The sequence below is a fragment of the Leclercia sp. TB492 genome, assembly GCF_049974505.2.
In the GTDB taxonomy this organism is placed as follows: Bacteria; Pseudomonadota; Gammaproteobacteria; order Enterobacterales; family Enterobacteriaceae; genus Enterobacter; species Enterobacter adecarboxylatus_C.
Map to the genome: position 1 here is coordinate 4,261,063 of NZ_CM127572.1, position 14,573 is coordinate 4,275,635.

The following is a 14,573-nucleotide window of genomic DNA, read 5'->3' on the forward strand; positions in this document are numbered from 1 at the left end:
ATCCGGTTACTCGTCAGCAATGCTTGCCGGTGGCCAGTTTTCCAGGCGCATGCCCAGAGACAGACCACGTGAAGCCAGCACGTCTTTAATCTCGGTAAGAGATTTTTTACCCAGGTTCGGCGTTTTCAGCAACTCAACCTCGGTACGCTGTACCAGATCACCGATATAGTGGATAGCTTCTGCCTTGAGGCAGTTAGCAGAGCGGACAGTCAATTCCAGATCGTCAACAGGGCGCAGCAGGATCGGATCGAATTCTGGTTTCTCTTCTTTCACTTCCGGCTGACGTACATCACGTAAGTCAACGAAAGCTTCCAGTTGTTCTGCCAGGATGGTTGCCGCACGACGAATCGCCTCTTCAGGATCGATTGTGCCGTTGGTTTCCATTTCGATGACCAGCTTGTCCAGGTCGGTACGCTGTTCTACACGCGCTGCTTCAACATTGTAGGCAATACGCTCTACAGGGCTGTAGCATGCGTCGACCAGCAGACGGCCGATTGGGCGCTCATCTTCTTCCGAATGAATTCGGGCAGAAGCCGGCACATAACCACGACCGCGCTGAACTTTGATACGCATGCTAATAGCTGCGTTCTCATCGGTCAGGTGGCAGATCACGTGCTGCGGCTTGACGATTTCGACATCACCGTCGTGGGTGATATCGGCTGCAGTCACAGGGCCAATGCCAGATTTATTCAGAGTAAGAATAACTTCATCTTTACCCTGAACTCTCACCGCCAGCCCTTTCAGGTTGAGCAGGATTTCAAGGATATCTTCCTGAACGCCTTCTTTGGTGCTGTACTCATGAAGTACACCATCAATCTCAACCTCGGTCACCGCGCAACCCGGCATCGATGAGAGCAGAATACGGCGCAGTGCGTTACCCAGAGTATGGCCAAAGCCACGCTCTAAAGGCTCAAGGGTCACCTTGGCGTGCGTCGAACTCACTTGCTCGATATCTACCAGGCGCGGTTTTAGAAACTCTGTCACAGAACCCTGCATTGTGTCCTCTCTTTGGTACTAAGCTTTACTTGGAGTAAAGCTCGACGATCAGGTGTTCGTTAATGTCCGCAGACAGATCAGAACGTTCCGGCTGACGCTTGAACGTACCTTCCATCTTGCCAGCATCAACTTCCAGCCAGGTTGGCTTTTCACGCTGCTCAGCCAGCTCCAGAGCGGCTTTCACGCGAGATTGCTTTTTCGCTTTCTCACGAATGCTAACAACGTCATTCGCTTTAACCTGATAAGAAGCGATGTTAACAACACGACCGTTTACCATGATTGCTTTATGGCTAACCATCTGACGTGCTTCAGCACGAGTGGCGCCAAAGCCCATACGGTATACAACGTTGTCCAGACGACCTTCCAGCAGAGCCAACAGGTTTTCACCGGTGTTGCCTTTCAGACGTGCTGCTTCTTTATAGTAGTTACGGAACTGACGCTCCAGCACACCGTACATACGGCGAACTTTCTGCTTTTCACGCAACTGCACACCATAGTCAGACAGACGCGGTTTACGCGCACCGTGCTGGCCAGGAGCTTGTTCAATTTTACACTTGGTATCGATCGCGCGAACGCCAGACTTAAGGAATAAGTCGGTGCCCTCACGACGGCTCAGCTTGAGCTTAGGACCCAAATATCTTGCCATTTTCTATCTCCAACAATCCTAGAAAACGAACGCGTTATACGCGACGTTTTTTCGGCGGACGACAACCGTTATGAGGGATCGGAGTCACATCAGTAATATTAGTGATGCGGAAACCAGCGGCGTTCAGAGCACGAACAGTAGATTCGCGACCCGGACCCGGACCTTTTACCATAACTTCCAGATTCTTGATGCCGTATTCTTTTACGGCTTCAGCGCAACGCTCTGCTGCAACCTGAGCTGCGAACGGAGTTGATTTGCGTGAACCACGGAAACCGGAACCACCGGCTGTTGCCCAACCCAGTGCGTTACCCTGACGATCAGTAATAGTAACGATGGTGTTGTTGAAAGAAGCATGGATATGAGCCACGCCGTCAGAGACTTGTTTTCTTACACGCTTACGTGCACGAACTGGTGCCTTTGCCATTATTCAATCACCCCGATTATTTCTTGATCGGTTTGCGCGGACCCTTACGGGTACGTGCGTTGGTCTTGGTACGCTGGCCGCGAACCGGGAGACCACGACGATGACGCAAACCGCGATAGCAACCAAGATCCATAAGGCGCTTGATGCTCATGCTAACTTCACGGCGCAGATCACCTTCAACGACAAATTTGGCAACTTCGTCACGCAGCGTGTCGATTTGTTCTTCAGACAGCTCACTGATCTTAACATCTTCAGCGATACCCGCTGCAGCCAGAATGGCTTTGGAACGGGTCTTGCCGACGCCGTAGATCGAAGTTAATGCGATCACAGCATGTTTCTGATCAGGAATGTTAATGCCTGCTATACGGGCCACTATGCACTCCTACTATTTAATATGTACGCACCATGCTGAAAAGCCCGTTTTCAGGATACTCAAATGGAAACGTACAGACATACAAAAGATTGGCTGGCTAATCTAGCCAGCTCAACCCAACTTTGCAAGAAAAATATGCGAAATAATCAGCCTTGGCGCTGTTTATGCTTCGGCTCGGCACTGCAAATCACACGGATGACACCATCACGCTTAACGATTTTGCAGTTACGGCATAATTTCTTGACGGAAGCACGAACTTTCATTTTTACTCTCCGTAACTTCTCGGGCGCCCTGTTAGCGGCCGTAGCCTTTCAGGTTCGCCTTCTTCAATGCAGACTCGTACTGACTTGACATCATCAGAGTTTGCACTTGAGCCATAAAGTCCATAATCACGACAACAACGATAAGCAGTGAAGTCCCACCAAAGTAGAACGGTACTTTCATTGCATCACGCATGAACTCCGGGATCAGGCAGATAAAAGTAATATAAAGCGCACCAACCAAAGTCAGGCGAGTCATTACTTTATCGATATACTTCGCCGTTTGCTCTCCCGGACGAATTCCTGGTACAAATGCACCGGACTTCTTCAGGTTATCTGCTGTTTCACGCGGGTTGAAGACCAACGCCGTGTAGAAGAAACAGAAGAAGATGATCGCAGACGCATAGAGTAACACATAAAGTGGTTGCCCAGGCTGCAAATACAGCGAAATTGTTGTCAGCCAGTTCCAACCAGTCCCGCCCCCGAACCATGACGCGATGGTCGCCGGGAACAGAATAATACTGGAAGCGAAGATTGCCGGGATTACCCCTGCCATATTCACTTTCAGCGGTAAATGTGTGCTCTGTGCAGCATAGACACGACGACCTTGCTGACGTTTTGCGTAGTTTACCACAATGCGGCGTTGACCACGTTCAACGAAGATAACAAAGAACGTCACTGCAAATACTAATACTGCAACCAACAGCAACAGGAGGAAGTGCAGGTCGCCTTGACGCGCTTGCTCGATAGTATGGGCAATGGCTGGCGGGAGTCCCGCAACGATACCAGCGAAAATAATGATCGAAATACCGTTACCGATACCACGTTCAGTAATTTGTTCGCCGAGCCACATCAGGAACATGGTTCCTGAGACCAGACTTACAACAGCGGTGAAATAGAATGCAAAGCCTGGGTTAATAACCAGGCCCTGCATACCAGGCATATTCGGTAGACCGGTAGCAATACCGATCGACTGGAATATTGCCAGCACCAGAGTGCCGTAACGGGTGTACTGGCTGATCTTACGACGACCAGACTCCCCTTCTTTCTTCAGCTCTGCCAAGGTCGGATGAACGACCGTCAGCAGCTGGATAATGATCGATGCCGAAATGTACGGCATGATACCCAATGCAAAGATTGAAGCACGGCTGAGAGCACCACCAGAGAACATGTTAAACATTTCAATGATGGTGCCACGCTGTTGCTCAAGCAGTTTGGCAAGTACAGCGGCATCAATACCAGGGATCGGAATAAAAGAGCCAATACGGAACACAATAAGCGCACCGATTACAAACAACAGTCTGCGTTTCAGCTCGCCTAAGCCACCTTTGGCACTTTGAAAATCTAATCCCGGTTGTTTAGCCATCTGCTACTTATTCCTCGATTTTACCGCCAGCAGCTTCGATAGCAGCACGAGCACCTTTAGTAACACGCAGGCCACGAACAGTTACCGGAGTAGAAACTTCACCAGCCAGGATCACTTTCGCGAACTCGATCTGGATACCGATAATGTTTGCTGCTTTCAGCGTGTTCAGGTCTACAACGCCGCCTTCAACTTTCGCCAGGTCAGACAGACGAACTTCGGCTGTGATCGCTGATTTGCGAGAGGTGAAGCCGAACTTCGGCAGACGACGGTACAGTGGCATCTGGCCACCCTCGAAACCGCGACGTACGCCACCGCCAGAACGAGAGTTCTGACCTTTGTGACCACGACCACCGGTTTTGCCGAGGCCAGAACCGATACCACGACCCAGGCGTTTACCCGCCTTTTTAGAGCCTTCGGCCGGAGACAGAGTATTTAAACGCATCTCTTACTCCTCAACTTTAACCATGAAGTAAACCGCGTTGACCATACCACGAACAGCAGGAGTATCCTCGCGCTCAACGGTATGACCAATACGACGCAGACCCAGGCCAAGCAGCGTTGCCTTGTGTTTCGGCAGACGTCCGATTGCACTGCGGGTTTGTGTAATTTTAATAGTCTTTGCCATGGTCAATTACCCCAGAATTTCTTCAACGGATTTACCACGCTTGGCAGCGACCATTTCTGGAGATTTCATATTTTCCAGGCCATCAATAGTTGCACGAACCACGTTGATCGGGTTGGTGGAACCATATGCTTTAGCCAGAACGTTATGAACTCCAGCAACTTCCAGAACGGCGCGCATTGCACCACCGGCGATGATACCGGTACCTTCGGAAGCTGGCTGCATGAAGACACGAGAACCCGTGTGAGTACCCTTAACTGGGTGCTGCAGGGTGCCGTGGTTCAGCGCGACGTTAATCATATTGCGACGGGCTTTTTCCATCGCTTTCTGGATCGCTGCTGGAACTTCACGCGCTTTACCGTAACCAAAACCAACGCGGCCATTACCATCACCAACAACAGTCAGAGCTGTGAAGGAGAAAATACGACCACCTTTAACGGTTTTAGATACGCGGTTAACCGCGATCAGCTTTTCCTGCAGTTCGCCAGCCTGTTTTTCGATGTGAGCCATCTTACACCTCTACCTTAGAACTGAAGGCCAGCTTCACGGGCAGCATCTGCCAGTGCCTGGACGCGACCATGATATTGGAACCCGGAACGGTCAAAGGACACAACTGTGATGCCTTTTTCCAGAGCGCGTTCAGCAACAGCTTTACCTACAGCTGCAGCGGCGTCTTTGTTACCGGTGTACTTCAATTGTTCAGTAATAGCTTTTTCTACAGTAGAAGCAGCTACCAGAACTTCAGAACCGTTTGGTGCAATTACCTGTGCGTAAATATGACGCGGGGTACGATGTACCACCAGGCGAGTTGCACCCAGCTCTTTGAGCTTGCGGCGTGCGCGGGTCGCACGACGGATACGAGCAGATTTCTTATCCATAGTGTTACCTTACTTCTTCTTAGCCTCTTTGGTACGCACGACTTCGTCGGCGTAACGAACACCCTTGCCTTTGTAAGGCTCAGGACGACGGTAGGCGCGCAGATCTGCTGCAACCTGACCGATCAGCTGTTTATCAGCGCCTTTCAGCACGATTTCAGTCTGAGTCGGGCATTCTGCAGTGATACCGGCCGGCAGCGGATGCTCAACAGGGTGTGAGAAGCCCAGAGACAGGCCTACTGCATTCCCTTTGATCGCTGCACGATAACCTACACCAACCAGCTGAAGCTTTTTAGTGAAGCCTTCGGTAACACCAACAACCATTGAGTTCAGCAGGGCACGCGCGGTACCTGCCTGAGCCCAGCCATCAACGTAACCAGTACGTGGGCCGAAGGTCAGAGCATTGTCTGCATGATTAACTTCAACAGCATCGTTGAGGGTACGAGTCAGCTCGCCATTTTTACCTTTGATCGTAATAACCTGACCGTCGATTTTTACATCAACGCCGGCAGGAATAACGACCGGTGCTTTAGCAACACGAGACATTTTTTCCTCCGATTAGGCTACGTAGCAGATAATTTCGCCACCAAGACCAGCTTGGCGCGCTGCACGATCAGTCATAACACCTTTAGAGGTAGAAACAACTGCGATACCCATGCCGGCCATAACTTTTGGCAGCTCATCTTTTTTCTTATAGATGCGCAGGCCTGGGCGGCTGACACGCTGAATGCTTTCTACAACAGCTTTACCCTGGAAATACTTAAGAGTAAGTTCCAGTTCCGGCTTGGTGTCGCCTTCAACTTTAAAATCTTCGATAAAACCTTCTTCCTTCAGCACGTTGGCAATTGCCACTTTCAGCTTGGCGGAAGGCATGGTGACCGCAACTTTGTTCGCGGCCTGACCGTTACGGATACGGGTCAGCATATCCGCGATCGGATCTTGCATGCTCATCTGTCTTTACTCCCGTGATTCAATTGGTAATTACCAGCTAGCCTTTTTCAAGCCTGGTACTTCACCGCGCATGGCGGCTTCACGCAGTTTGATACGGCTCAACCCGAACTTGCCCACGAAACCATGTGGACGACCTGTTTGACGACAGCGGTTACGCTGACGAGACGGGCTGGAATCACGCGGCAGAGACTGCAGCTTGAGAACAGCATTCCAACGATCTTCGTCGGAAGCGTTCACATCAGAAATGATCGCTTTCAGTTCAGCGCGTTTAGCGAAGAATTTATCAGCTAAAGCTACGCGCTTTACTTCGCGTGCTTTCATTGATTGCTTAGCCATTCAGTAACCCTACCTTACTTGCGGAACGGGAAGTCAAACGCAGCCAGCAGAGCGCGGCCTTCTTCGTCAGAGTTCGCAGTAGTGGTAATGGTAATATCCAAACCACGCACGCGGTCGACTTTATCGTAGTCGATCTCTGGGAAGATGATCTGCTCACGGACACCCATGCTGTAGTTGCCACGACCGTCGAAAGACTTAGCGGACAGGCCACGGAAGTCACGGATACGTGGAACAGCAATAGAGATCAGGCGCTCAAGGAACTCCCACATGCGTTCGCCACGCAGAGTTACTTTACAGCCGATCGGATAGCCCTGACGGATTTTGAAGCCTGCAACAGATTTGCGTGCTTTGGTGATCAGCGGTTTTTGACCGGAGATTGCTGTCAGATCAGCTGCTGCGTTATCCAGCAGTTTCTTGTCAGCGATCGCTTCACCAACACCCATGTTCAGGGTGATCTTCTCGACCCGAGGGACTTGCATGACAGAATTGTAGTTAAACTCAGTCATGAGTTTGTTAACTACTTCGTCTTTGTAGTAATCATGCAGTTTCGCCATCGTACTACTCCAAATTACTTGATAGTTTCGCTGTTAGACTTGAAGAAACGGACTTTTTTGCCGTCTTCGAATCTAAAGCCTACACGGTCAGCCTTGCCGGTTGCCGCATTGAAGATTGCAACGTTAGAAACCTGAATTGCAGCTTCTTTTTCAACGATGCCGCCTGGCTGGTTCAGGGCCGGAACCGGCTTCTGATGTTTCTTAACCAGGTTGATACCTTCAACGACGAGTTTGCCGGAAGACAGAACATTTTTTACTTTACCGCGTTTACCTTTATCTTTACCGGTTAACACGATAACTTCGTCATCACGACGGATTTTCGCTGCCATGATTCGCTCCTTAGAGTACTTCTGGTGCCAGAGAGATAATTTTCATGAACTTTTCAGTACGAAGTTCACGAGTTACCGGCCCAAAGATACGCGTGCCGATAGGCTGCTCGCTGTTATTGTTTAAAATAACGCATGCATTACCATCGAAGCGAATGACAGAACCGTCAGGGCGACGAACACCCTTCCTGGTGCGCACCACTACCGCTTTCAGCACATCACCTTTTTTGACCTTACCACGTGGAATTGCTTCCTTGATGGTGATCTTGATGATGTCGCCTACGCCTGCGTAGCGACGGTGCGAGCCACCCAGAACCTTGATACACATTACGCGACGTGCACCGGAGTTGTCGGCGACGTTCAGCATAGTCTGTTCTTGGATCATTTCAGTGCTCCGCTAATGTCAACTACTACCTGAGACTCTAAAATCAGAGCCGTTAAAAAGCCCCATATCGAGGGCGCGGCATTATAACACCGCTTCTGCAATATGGGTAGAAAAAATAAACGGCTCATTGCTGAGCCGTTTATTCGTATCGAGAAGGCTACTCTATTACAGAACCGCTTTCTCTACAACGCGAACCAGCGTCCAGGACTTAGTCTTGGACAGTGGACGGCATTCACGGATTTCAACCTTGTCGCCGATACCACATTCGTTGTTCTCGTCATGTACGTGCAGTTTGGTCGTACGCTTGATGAATTTACCGTAGATCGGGTGTTTCACAATACGTTCGATAGCTACAACGATGGATTTCTCCATTTTGTCGCTAACAACACGACCTTGCAGAGTACGGATTTTATCGGTCATTACGCACCCGCCTTCTGAGTCAGTAAAGTCTTAACGCGTGCAACATCACGACGAACCTGCTTCAGCAGGTGAGTCTGTTGCAGCTGGCCACTTGCAGCCTGCATACGCAGGTTGAACTGCTCACGCAGCAGGTTCAGCAGCTCAGCGTTCAGCTCTTCTACGCTTTTTTCACGCAGCTCATTTGCTTTCATTACATCACCGTCTTAGTTACAAAGGTGGTTTTGATAGGCAGTTTCGCTGCTGCCAGGCCGAAGGCTTCACGGGCCAGCTCTTCCGGAACACCGTCCATTTCATACAGGACTTTGCCCGGTTGGATCAAGGCAACCCAGTACTCCACGTTACCTTTACCTTTACCCATACGAACTTCCAGCGGCTTCTCGGTAATTGGTTTGTCCGGGAATACACGGATCCAAATTTTACCTTGACGCTTAACTGCACGGGTCATAGCACGACGTGCTGCTTCGATCTGACGTGCAGTCAGACGACCACGGCCAACAGCTTTCAGACCGAAAGTGCCGAAGCTAACATCCGTACCCTGCGCCAGACCACGGTTGCGGCCTTTGTGCACTTTACGGAATTTTGTACGCTTTGGTTGTAACATCAGCGACGCTCCTTATTTACGGCCTTTACGCTGCTGCTTTTTAGGTTGAGCAGCCGGTTTTTCCGGTTGTTCAACAGCAGCCATACCACCCAGGATCTCACCTTTGAAGATCCATACCTTAACGCCGATTACACCGTAAGTGGTGTGCGCTTCAGAGGTGTTGTAGTCGATGTCAGCACGCAGAGTGTGCAGCGGTACGCGACCTTCGCGGTACCATTCGGTACGTGCGATTTCCGCGCCGCCCAGACGGCCGCTAACTTCAACTTTGATACCTTTAGCGCCCAGACGCATTGCGTTCTGTACAGCACGCTTCATAGCACGACGGAACATAACGCGACGTTCCAGCTGTGAAGTGATGCTGTCAGCAACCAATTTAGCGTCCAGTTCAGGCTTACGAACTTCAGCGATATTGATCTGTGCAGGAACGCCAGCGATATCCGCTACGACCTTGCGCAGTTTTTCTACGTCTTCGCCTTTCTTACCGATTACGATGCCAGGGCGAGCGGTGTGAATGGTCACACGGATGCTCTTAGCTGGACGCTCGATAACGATACGAGATACAGACGCTTTAGCCAGTTCCTTAGTCAGGTACTGACGTACTTTAAAATCGCTGTCCAGGTTGTCAGCGAATTCTTTGGTGTTCGCAAACCAGGTTGAGTTCCATGGTTTTACAATACCCAGGCGAATACCATTAGGATGTACTTTCTGACCCATTGCTAGTCTCCAGAGTCTCAGCGATCGGACACAACCACAGTAATGTGGCTGGTGCGCTTCAGGATGCGATCTGCACGACCTTTCGCACGCGGCATAATGCGCTTCATGCTTGGGCCTTCGTCTACGAAGATTTTCGCGACTTTCAGATCGTCAATGTCAGCGCCATCGTTGTGTTCAGCGTTAGCAATGGCAGATTCCAGTACCTTCTTAACCAATACCGCAGCTTTCTTGTTGGTATAGGTCAGGATGTCCAGGGCCTGCGACACTTTCTTACCGCGAATCAGGTCAGCAACAAGGCGAACCTTCTGAGCAGAAGAACGAGCATGGCGATGTTGAGCTAAAGTTTCCATCTCTTCCTCCTACCTTATTTCTTCTTCGCTTTTTTATCAGCAGCATGGCCGCGATAAGTACGAGTCGGTGCGAATTCACCCAGTTTGTGACCGACCATTTCGTCGGAAACAAAGACTGGAACGTGCTGACGACCATTATGGACAGCGATGGTCAAACCGATCATGTTAGGAAAGATCGTTGAACGACGGGACCAAGTGCGCAGGGGCTTCTTGTCTCCGCTTTCCACCGCTTTCTCTACCTTCTTCAGCAAGTGCAGGTCAATAAAAGGACCTTTCTTGAGAGAACGTGGCATGGCTTATCCTCTAATATTATTTGCTACGGCGACGTACGATAAATTTATCAGTACGCTTGTTGCTGCGGGTCTTCTTACCTTTGGTCTGAACGCCCCACGGAGTTACCGGGTGCTTACCAAAGTTACGACCTTCACCACCACCATGTGGGTGGTCGACTGGGTTCATCGCAGTACCGCGAACGGTAGGACGAACACCACGCCAGCGTGCAGCACCTGCTTTACCCAGAACGCGCAGCATATGCTCAGCATTGCCAACTTCGCCCAGGGTAGCGCGGCAGTCTGCTTCGACTTTACGCATTTCACCAGAACGCAGACGCAGAGTGACATAAGCACCATCGCGCGCAACGATCTGAACGTAAGTACCAGCGGAACGTGCCAGCTGACCGCCTTTACCTGGTTTCATTTCTACGTTATGAACGGTAGAACCAACCGGGATATTGCGCATCGGCAGGGTGTTACCTGCTTTGATTGCAGCATCAACGCCAGACTGAATCTGGTCGCCAGCTTTCAGGCCTTTAGGGGCCAGAATGTAACGGCGCTCGCCATCTTTGTACAGAACCAGCGCGATGTTCGCGGAACGGTTCGGATCGTACTCAAGACGCTCAACAACAGCTGGGATACCGTCTTTGTTGCGTTTAAAATCAACAATACGGTAAGCCTGCTTGTGACCACCACCGATGTGACGAGTGGTGATACGGCCATTGTTGTTACGACCACCGGATTTGCTGTTTTTTTCAACCAGCGGAGCAAAAGGTTTGCCCTTGTGCAGCTCTGGGTTGACCACTTTAACGACGTGGCGACGACCCGGAGATGTCGGTTTACATTTAACAACTGCCATTGTATTACTCCTCCGACTTACTCAGCGCCGCCAACGAAGTCCAGGTTCTGGCCTTCTTTCAGGGTGACGTAAGCTTTTTTCCAGTCGCTACGACGACCGATACGCTGTCCGTGACGTTTAACTTTCCCTTTAACTACCAGGGTGTTAACGACTTCGACTTCGACTTCAAACAGTTTCTGCACAGCAGCTTTGATTTCTGCTTTGGTCGCGTCTTTAGCAACTTTGAGAACGATGGTGTTTGTTTTTTCCATCGCAGCAGACGCTTTTTCAGAAACGTGCGGTGCACGAAGCACCTTCAGCAGACGTTCTTCACGAATCATGCCAGCATCTCCTCAACTTGCTTAACAGCATCAGCAGTCATTACGACTTTGTCGAAGGCGATCAGGCTAACCGGGTCGATACCAGTCGCATCGCGTACGTCAACCTTGTGCAGGTTACGTGCGGCCAGGAACAGGTTCTCGTCCAGCTCACCGGTGATGATCAGCACATCTTCCAGAGCCATGTCTTTCAGTTTCTGTGCCAGCAGCTTAGTTTTAGGCGCTTCTACAGAGAAAGATTCGACAACGATCAGACGATCCTGACGTACCAGCTCGGACAGGATGCTTTTCAGCGCGCCGCGGTACATCTTTTTGTTAACTTTTTGACTGTGGTCCTGCGGGCGAGCAGCGAAGGTCACGCCACCGGAACGCCAGATCGGGCTCTTAATAGAACCTGAACGCGCACGGCCGGTACCTTTCTGGCGCCACGGCTTTTTGCCGGAACCAGTTACTTCAGCACGAGTCTTCTGAGCACGAGTACCCTGACGAGCACCAGCTGCATAAGCAACAACAACCTGGTGAACCAGCGCTTCGTTGAAATCACGACCGAAGGTAGTTTCGGAAACAGTCAGCGCGCTCTGCGCGTCTTTCAATACTAATTCCATTGCTATCCCCTTACGCCTTCACAGCTGGTTTAACGATCAGGTCGCTACCGGTTGCACCCGGAACTGCACCTTTAACCAGCAGCAGGTTGCGCTCAGCGTCAACACGTACTACGTCCAGGCTCTGAACGGTCACACGTTCGTTACCCAGCTGACCTGCCATTTTCTTGCCTTTGAACACTTTGCCCGGAGTCTGGTTCTGACCGATAGAACCCGGAACGCGGTGGGACAAGGAGTTACCGTGCGTGGCATCCTGAGTACGGAAGTTCCAACGCTTAACGGTACCAGCAAAACCTTTACCTTTAGAGGTACCGGTTACGTCAACTTTTTTAACTTCTGCAAACAGCTCAACGCTAATGTCCTGACCTACGGTGAACTCTTCGCCTTCAGCAAGACGGAATTCCCACAGACCACGGCCAGCTTCAACGCCAGCTTTAGCGAAGTGACCCGCTTCCGGTTTGGTTACACGGTTAGCTTTTTTAGCACCAGTGGTAACCTGAACGGCACGGTAGCCATCGTTAGCCAGGTCTTTAACCTGAGTAACGCGGTTTGCTTCAACTTCGATTACGGTTACTGGGATAGATACGCCATCTTCAGTGAAGATGCGGGTCATGCCCACTTTTTTACCGACTAAACCAATCATTGTATCAACCTCTCAATCGCTCGATGACCTGATTAACCCAGGCTGATCTGCACGTCTACACCGGCAGCCAGATCCAGACGCATCAGAGCATCAACGGTTTTCTCGGTTGGCTCAACGATGTCAACCAGACGCTTGTGAGTGCGGATTTCGTACTGATCACGCGCGTCTTTGTTAACGTGCGGAGAGATCAGAACGGTAAAGCGCTCTTTGCGGGTCGGCAGCGGGATCGGACCACGGACTTGCGCACCAGTGCGCTTAGCAGTCTCGACGATTTCCGCGGTTGATTGATCGATCAGACGATGATCAAACGCTTTAAGACGGATACGGATTCTTTGGTTCTGCATGAGACCAGAGCTCCAATTATTTTATAAACGAAAATGATTACTACTCAAACCCATTACGATTGATGGGAGAGTGTAACCGTTCTTACGTAGCCCCCCAATTGGGAGCATTGTTAGGCAACGAAAAACAGTGTTGCCTGGGTTCAGATTGAACCAGCTGTCAATTACGACAAGCCCGCGCATTATACGTAAATCTGGGCAGGACGCAAGCCCCGTTTAGGAAATAGACGGCACCGTTCAGTTTTGCGTGGCGGCTCGTAATTATTTTGTGATATTGCAGCGGCATGTCGATAGTCGGGAAGGCTTTACGCAGAGTTTTGTTTTGCGGTTTGTTTAACCTTACGGATTGAGTGGAGTATGGCCGCACACATTATATAGAGGCCATGAACGATGCTCACCACCCTCCCCTTCCTGTTTGTGTACCTGGGTTTAACCTGTTTATTAGTCCGAGAGGATATTCGTTCGCATCTGCTTCCGGACAAATACCTCTGCCCCCTTCTCTGGGCAGGTCTGCTGTATCACCTCTGTCTTCATCCCGATTTCCTGACAAGTGCGGTCTTAGGTGCGATCGCGGGATATGCCGGCTTCGCGATTATTTATTGGGCTTATAAACTGATACGCAAACGAGAAGGGCTGGGATACGGTGACGTGAAATATCTGGGAGCGCTGGGCGCATGGCATGGCTGGTGTGTGCTTCCTGCTCTGGCATTATCGGCAGCCCTGCTGGCGGCACTGTATCTTTTGATACTATCTCTGTTTAAACCCGGGGAACAGGTATTAAAAAACCCGCTGCCTTTTGGACCTTTCATGGCGGCAGCAGGTTTGATGACAGGTGGAGAAAGCCTGGTCAGCTTTCCACTTTAATCTGCGACTGGAGGTAATTTTGCAGGCCGATTTTACCGATAAGATCCAGCTCAGTTTCGAGCCAGTCGATGTGCCCTTCTTCATCGGCCAGGATCTGAATCATCATGTCGCGGCTGACGTAATCGTGAACGCTATCCGCATAAGCGATAGCTTCACGAAGATCTTTTGCTCCATCAAGTTCCAGCGCCAGATCGGATCGCAGCATCTCTTCGACGTCTTCACCAATACCCAGCTTGCCGAGATCCTGCAGGTTGGGGATCCCCTCAAGAAACAAAATACGCTCAATGTACTTATCGGCGTGTTTCATTTCATCAATGGATTCATGGTATTCAACATCGTTGAGGCGAGTCAGGCCCCAGTTTTTGAACATTCTCGCGTGGAGAAAGTATTGATTGATTGCGACAAGCTCATTTCCCAATAATTTATTGAGATAACTTATGATTTTAATATCACCTTTCATTATAGTCCCTCCGCTT

At 50.4% G+C, this 14,573-nt stretch carries 29 protein-coding genes; 1 reads left to right on the plus strand and 28 read right to left on the minus strand.

From position 1 onward, the window contains the following. Positions 1-6 precede the first annotated feature (6 nt). The 27 genes from ACP4QI_RS20180 to rpsJ form a co-directional block, all read right to left on the minus strand. Positions 7-996, minus strand: a complete 990-nt coding sequence (locus tag ACP4QI_RS20180) for a DNA-directed RNA polymerase subunit alpha (RefSeq protein WP_002919219.1) — start codon at positions 994-996, stop codon at positions 7-9. Between the two features lie 25 nt (positions 997-1,021). Next, the gene (gene rpsD, locus ACP4QI_RS20185; RefSeq protein WP_032614687.1) at positions 1,022-1,642 is read right to left on the minus strand and encodes a 30S ribosomal protein S4; all 621 of its coding nucleotides are present in this window, start codon (positions 1,640-1,642) and stop codon (positions 1,022-1,024) included. A gap of 34 nt (positions 1,643-1,676) precedes the next feature. Continuing rightward, positions 1,677-2,066: a 30S ribosomal protein S11 gene (rpsK, locus tag ACP4QI_RS20190; protein ID WP_003863312.1), complete on the minus strand. Its 390-nt coding sequence runs from the start codon at positions 2,064-2,066 to the stop codon at positions 1,677-1,679. Positions 2,067-2,082: 16 nt separating this feature from the next. Then, positions 2,083-2,439 (minus strand): 30S ribosomal protein S13, encoded by a 357-nt coding sequence (gene rpsM / locus ACP4QI_RS20195; protein WP_003031135.1) that lies wholly within the window; start codon positions 2,437-2,439, stop codon positions 2,083-2,085. A 146-nt stretch (positions 2,440-2,585) separates the two neighbouring features. Further along, on the minus strand, positions 2,586-2,702 hold the full coding sequence (gene rpmJ, locus ACP4QI_RS20200) for a 50S ribosomal protein L36 (protein WP_000868187.1): 117 nt from the start codon (positions 2,700-2,702) through the stop codon (positions 2,586-2,588). Positions 2,703-2,733: 31 nt separating this feature from the next. After that, positions 2,734-4,065: a preprotein translocase subunit SecY gene (gene secY / locus ACP4QI_RS20205; protein ID WP_039032064.1), complete on the minus strand. Its 1,332-nt coding sequence runs from the start codon at positions 4,063-4,065 to the stop codon at positions 2,734-2,736. 7 nt (positions 4,066-4,072) lie between these two features. Then, positions 4,073-4,507 carry a 50S ribosomal protein L15 gene (gene rplO / locus ACP4QI_RS20210; RefSeq protein ID WP_032614692.1) on the minus strand — a complete coding sequence of 145 codons (435 nt, stop codon included), beginning with the start codon at positions 4,505-4,507 and terminating at the stop codon, positions 4,073-4,075. Between the two features lie 3 nt (positions 4,508-4,510). Then, positions 4,511-4,690 carry a 50S ribosomal protein L30 gene (gene rpmD / locus ACP4QI_RS20215; RefSeq protein ID WP_003863301.1) on the minus strand — a complete coding sequence of 60 codons (180 nt, stop codon included), beginning with the start codon at positions 4,688-4,690 and terminating at the stop codon, positions 4,511-4,513. A gap of 6 nt (positions 4,691-4,696) precedes the next feature. Further along, the gene (rpsE, locus tag ACP4QI_RS20220; protein WP_007369821.1) at positions 4,697-5,197 is read right to left on the minus strand and encodes a 30S ribosomal protein S5; all 501 of its coding nucleotides are present in this window, start codon (positions 5,195-5,197) and stop codon (positions 4,697-4,699) included. Positions 5,198-5,211: 14 nt separating this feature from the next. Further along, a complete protein-coding gene (rplR, locus tag ACP4QI_RS20225; RefSeq protein ID WP_032614694.1) occupies positions 5,212-5,565 on the minus strand; it encodes a 50S ribosomal protein L18 in 354 nt (117 codons plus the stop codon). Between the two features lie 9 nt (positions 5,566-5,574). Further along, positions 5,575-6,108, minus strand: a complete 534-nt coding sequence (rplF, locus tag ACP4QI_RS20230) for a 50S ribosomal protein L6 (protein WP_142487329.1) — start codon at positions 6,106-6,108, stop codon at positions 5,575-5,577. A 12-nt stretch (positions 6,109-6,120) separates the two neighbouring features. Further along, the gene (rpsH, locus tag ACP4QI_RS20235) at positions 6,121-6,513 is read right to left on the minus strand and encodes a 30S ribosomal protein S8 (RefSeq protein WP_032614699.1); all 393 of its coding nucleotides are present in this window, start codon (positions 6,511-6,513) and stop codon (positions 6,121-6,123) included. A 30-nt stretch (positions 6,514-6,543) separates the two neighbouring features. Beyond that, on the minus strand, positions 6,544-6,849 hold the full coding sequence (rpsN, locus tag ACP4QI_RS20240) for a 30S ribosomal protein S14 (protein WP_032614701.1): 306 nt from the start codon (positions 6,847-6,849) through the stop codon (positions 6,544-6,546). Positions 6,850-6,863: 14 nt separating this feature from the next. Next, on the minus strand, positions 6,864-7,403 hold the full coding sequence (gene rplE, locus ACP4QI_RS20245) for a 50S ribosomal protein L5 (RefSeq protein ID WP_032614703.1): 540 nt from the start codon (positions 7,401-7,403) through the stop codon (positions 6,864-6,866). Between the two features lie 14 nt (positions 7,404-7,417). Beyond that, a complete protein-coding gene (gene rplX, locus ACP4QI_RS20250; RefSeq protein ID WP_003863287.1) occupies positions 7,418-7,732 on the minus strand; it encodes a 50S ribosomal protein L24 in 315 nt (104 codons plus the stop codon). A gap of 10 nt (positions 7,733-7,742) precedes the next feature. Further along, on the minus strand, positions 7,743-8,114 hold the full coding sequence (rplN, locus tag ACP4QI_RS20255) for a 50S ribosomal protein L14 (RefSeq protein WP_004160583.1): 372 nt from the start codon (positions 8,112-8,114) through the stop codon (positions 7,743-7,745). A gap of 165 nt (positions 8,115-8,279) precedes the next feature. Beyond that, a complete protein-coding gene (gene rpsQ / locus ACP4QI_RS20260; RefSeq protein WP_008503489.1) occupies positions 8,280-8,534 on the minus strand; it encodes a 30S ribosomal protein S17 in 255 nt (84 codons plus the stop codon). Continuing rightward, positions 8,534-8,725, minus strand: coding sequence for a 50S ribosomal protein L29 (rpmC, locus tag ACP4QI_RS20265; protein WP_032614707.1), 192 nt, complete (start codon positions 8,723-8,725; stop codon positions 8,534-8,536). Before rpmC ends, rpsQ begins: the two co-directional genes overlap by 1 nt. Beyond that, positions 8,725-9,135: a 50S ribosomal protein L16 gene (rplP, locus tag ACP4QI_RS20270; protein ID WP_002919759.1), complete on the minus strand. Its 411-nt coding sequence runs from the start codon at positions 9,133-9,135 to the stop codon at positions 8,725-8,727. Before rplP ends, rpmC begins: the two co-directional genes overlap by 1 nt. 12 nt (positions 9,136-9,147) lie before the next feature. Next, the gene (gene rpsC, locus ACP4QI_RS20275) at positions 9,148-9,849 is read right to left on the minus strand and encodes a 30S ribosomal protein S3 (RefSeq protein WP_000529945.1); all 702 of its coding nucleotides are present in this window, start codon (positions 9,847-9,849) and stop codon (positions 9,148-9,150) included. A gap of 17 nt (positions 9,850-9,866) precedes the next feature. Continuing rightward, positions 9,867-10,199 (minus strand): 50S ribosomal protein L22, encoded by a 333-nt coding sequence (gene rplV, locus ACP4QI_RS20280; protein ID WP_002919773.1) that lies wholly within the window; start codon positions 10,197-10,199, stop codon positions 9,867-9,869. 14 nt (positions 10,200-10,213) lie between these two features. Beyond that, positions 10,214-10,492: a 30S ribosomal protein S19 gene (gene rpsS, locus ACP4QI_RS20285; protein ID WP_001138115.1), complete on the minus strand. Its 279-nt coding sequence runs from the start codon at positions 10,490-10,492 to the stop codon at positions 10,214-10,216. 16 nt (positions 10,493-10,508) lie between these two features. Beyond that, positions 10,509-11,330, minus strand: coding sequence for a 50S ribosomal protein L2 (gene rplB, locus ACP4QI_RS20290; protein ID WP_000301869.1), 822 nt, complete (start codon positions 11,328-11,330; stop codon positions 10,509-10,511). Positions 11,331-11,347: 17 nt separating this feature from the next. After that, the gene (gene rplW / locus ACP4QI_RS20295; RefSeq protein WP_004868363.1) at positions 11,348-11,650 is read right to left on the minus strand and encodes a 50S ribosomal protein L23; all 303 of its coding nucleotides are present in this window, start codon (positions 11,648-11,650) and stop codon (positions 11,348-11,350) included. Continuing rightward, positions 11,647-12,252, minus strand: a complete 606-nt coding sequence (gene rplD, locus ACP4QI_RS20300; RefSeq protein WP_003031119.1) for a 50S ribosomal protein L4 — start codon at positions 12,250-12,252, stop codon at positions 11,647-11,649. The genes rplW and rplD overlap by 4 nt, the downstream gene beginning before the upstream one ends. Before the next feature lie 10 nt (positions 12,253-12,262). Beyond that, the gene (gene rplC, locus ACP4QI_RS20305; protein WP_016538466.1) at positions 12,263-12,892 is read right to left on the minus strand and encodes a 50S ribosomal protein L3; all 630 of its coding nucleotides are present in this window, start codon (positions 12,890-12,892) and stop codon (positions 12,263-12,265) included. A 32-nt stretch (positions 12,893-12,924) separates the two neighbouring features. Further along, positions 12,925-13,236 carry a 30S ribosomal protein S10 gene (gene rpsJ, locus ACP4QI_RS20310; protein ID WP_001181005.1) on the minus strand — a complete coding sequence of 104 codons (312 nt, stop codon included), beginning with the start codon at positions 13,234-13,236 and terminating at the stop codon, positions 12,925-12,927. Positions 13,237-13,623: 387 nt separating this feature from the next. Between rpsJ and ACP4QI_RS20315 the strand changes: the two genes are divergently transcribed. Beyond that, entirely contained in the window at positions 13,624-14,097 is a 474-nt protein-coding gene (locus tag ACP4QI_RS20315; RefSeq protein WP_426496016.1) for a prepilin peptidase, read from the plus strand. Here ACP4QI_RS20315 and bfr read toward each other — a convergent pair. Then, entirely contained in the window at positions 14,081-14,557 is a 477-nt protein-coding gene (bfr, locus tag ACP4QI_RS20320) for a bacterioferritin (RefSeq protein WP_142487331.1), read from the minus strand. The two genes, ACP4QI_RS20315 and bfr, sit on opposite strands and share 17 nt — an antisense overlap. Between the last annotated feature and the right edge of the window lie 16 nt (positions 14,558-14,573).

Bases quoted from the DNA above. Each gene is read 5' to 3' on its own strand.
- secY (WP_039032064.1), bottom strand. From the start codon at position 4,065: ATGGCTAAACAACCGGGATTAGATTTTCAAAGTGCCAAAGGTGGCTTA.
- rpsS (WP_001138115.1), bottom strand. From the start codon at position 10,492: ATGCCACGTTCTCTCAAGAAAGGTCCTTTTATTGACCTGCACTTGCTG.
- rpsQ (WP_008503489.1), bottom strand. From the start codon at position 8,534: ATGACCGATAAAATCCGTACTCTGCAAGGTCGTGTTGTTAGCGACAAA.
- bfr (WP_142487331.1), bottom strand. From the start codon at position 14,557: ATGAAAGGTGATATTAAAATCATAAGTTATCTCAATAAATTATTGGGA.
- rplW (WP_004868363.1), bottom strand. From the start codon at position 11,650: ATGATTCGTGAAGAACGTCTGCTGAAGGTGCTTCGTGCACCGCACGTT.
- rplX (WP_003863287.1), bottom strand. From the start codon at position 7,732: ATGGCAGCGAAAATCCGTCGTGATGACGAAGTTATCGTGTTAACCGGT.
- rpsN (WP_032614701.1), bottom strand. From the start codon at position 6,849: ATGGCTAAGCAATCAATGAAAGCACGCGAAGTAAAGCGCGTAGCTTTA.
- rpsC (WP_000529945.1), bottom strand. From the start codon at position 9,849: ATGGGTCAGAAAGTACATCCTAATGGTATTCGCCTGGGTATTGTAAAA.
- rpsE (WP_007369821.1), bottom strand. From the start codon at position 5,197: ATGGCTCACATCGAAAAACAGGCTGGCGAACTGCAGGAAAAGCTGATC.
- rpsK (WP_003863312.1), bottom strand. From the start codon at position 2,066: ATGGCAAAGGCACCAGTTCGTGCACGTAAGCGTGTAAGAAAACAAGTC.
- rplE (WP_032614703.1), bottom strand. From the start codon at position 7,403: ATGGCGAAACTGCATGATTACTACAAAGACGAAGTAGTTAACAAACTC.
- rplP (WP_002919759.1), bottom strand. From the start codon at position 9,135: ATGTTACAACCAAAGCGTACAAAATTCCGTAAAGTGCACAAAGGCCGC.
- rpsH (WP_032614699.1), bottom strand. From the start codon at position 6,513: ATGAGCATGCAAGATCCGATCGCGGATATGCTGACCCGTATCCGTAAC.
- rplF (WP_142487329.1), bottom strand. From the start codon at position 6,108: ATGTCTCGTGTTGCTAAAGCACCGGTCGTTATTCCTGCCGGCGTTGAT.
- rplO (WP_032614692.1), bottom strand. From the start codon at position 4,507: ATGCGTTTAAATACTCTGTCTCCGGCCGAAGGCTCTAAAAAGGCGGGT.
- rpsJ (WP_001181005.1), bottom strand. From the start codon at position 13,236: ATGCAGAACCAAAGAATCCGTATCCGTCTTAAAGCGTTTGATCATCGT.
- rplB (WP_000301869.1), bottom strand. From the start codon at position 11,330: ATGGCAGTTGTTAAATGTAAACCGACATCTCCGGGTCGTCGCCACGTC.
- rplV (WP_002919773.1), bottom strand. From the start codon at position 10,199: ATGGAAACTTTAGCTCAACATCGCCATGCTCGTTCTTCTGCTCAGAAG.
- rpmD (WP_003863301.1), bottom strand. From the start codon at position 4,690: ATGGCAAAGACTATTAAAATTACACAAACCCGCAGTGCAATCGGACGT.
- rplD (WP_003031119.1), bottom strand. From the start codon at position 12,252: ATGGAATTAGTATTGAAAGACGCGCAGAGCGCGCTGACTGTTTCCGAA.
- rplR (WP_032614694.1), bottom strand. From the start codon at position 5,565: ATGGATAAGAAATCTGCTCGTATCCGTCGTGCGACCCGCGCACGCCGC.
- rpmJ (WP_000868187.1), bottom strand. From the start codon at position 2,702: ATGAAAGTTCGTGCTTCCGTCAAGAAATTATGCCGTAACTGCAAAATC.
- ACP4QI_RS20180 (WP_002919219.1), bottom strand. From the start codon at position 996: ATGCAGGGTTCTGTGACAGAGTTTCTAAAACCGCGCCTGGTAGATATC.
- rplC (WP_016538466.1), bottom strand. From the start codon at position 12,892: ATGATTGGTTTAGTCGGTAAAAAAGTGGGCATGACCCGCATCTTCACT.
- rpmC (WP_032614707.1), bottom strand. From the start codon at position 8,725: ATGAAAGCAAATGAGCTGCGTGAAAAAAGCGTAGAAGAGCTGAACGCT.
- rpsD (WP_032614687.1), bottom strand. From the start codon at position 1,642: ATGGCAAGATATTTGGGTCCTAAGCTCAAGCTGAGCCGTCGTGAGGGC.
- ACP4QI_RS20315 (WP_426496016.1), top strand. From the start codon at position 13,624: ATGCTCACCACCCTCCCCTTCCTGTTTGTGTACCTGGGTTTAACCTGT.
- rplN (WP_004160583.1), bottom strand. From the start codon at position 8,114: ATGATCCAAGAACAGACTATGCTGAACGTCGCCGACAACTCCGGTGCA.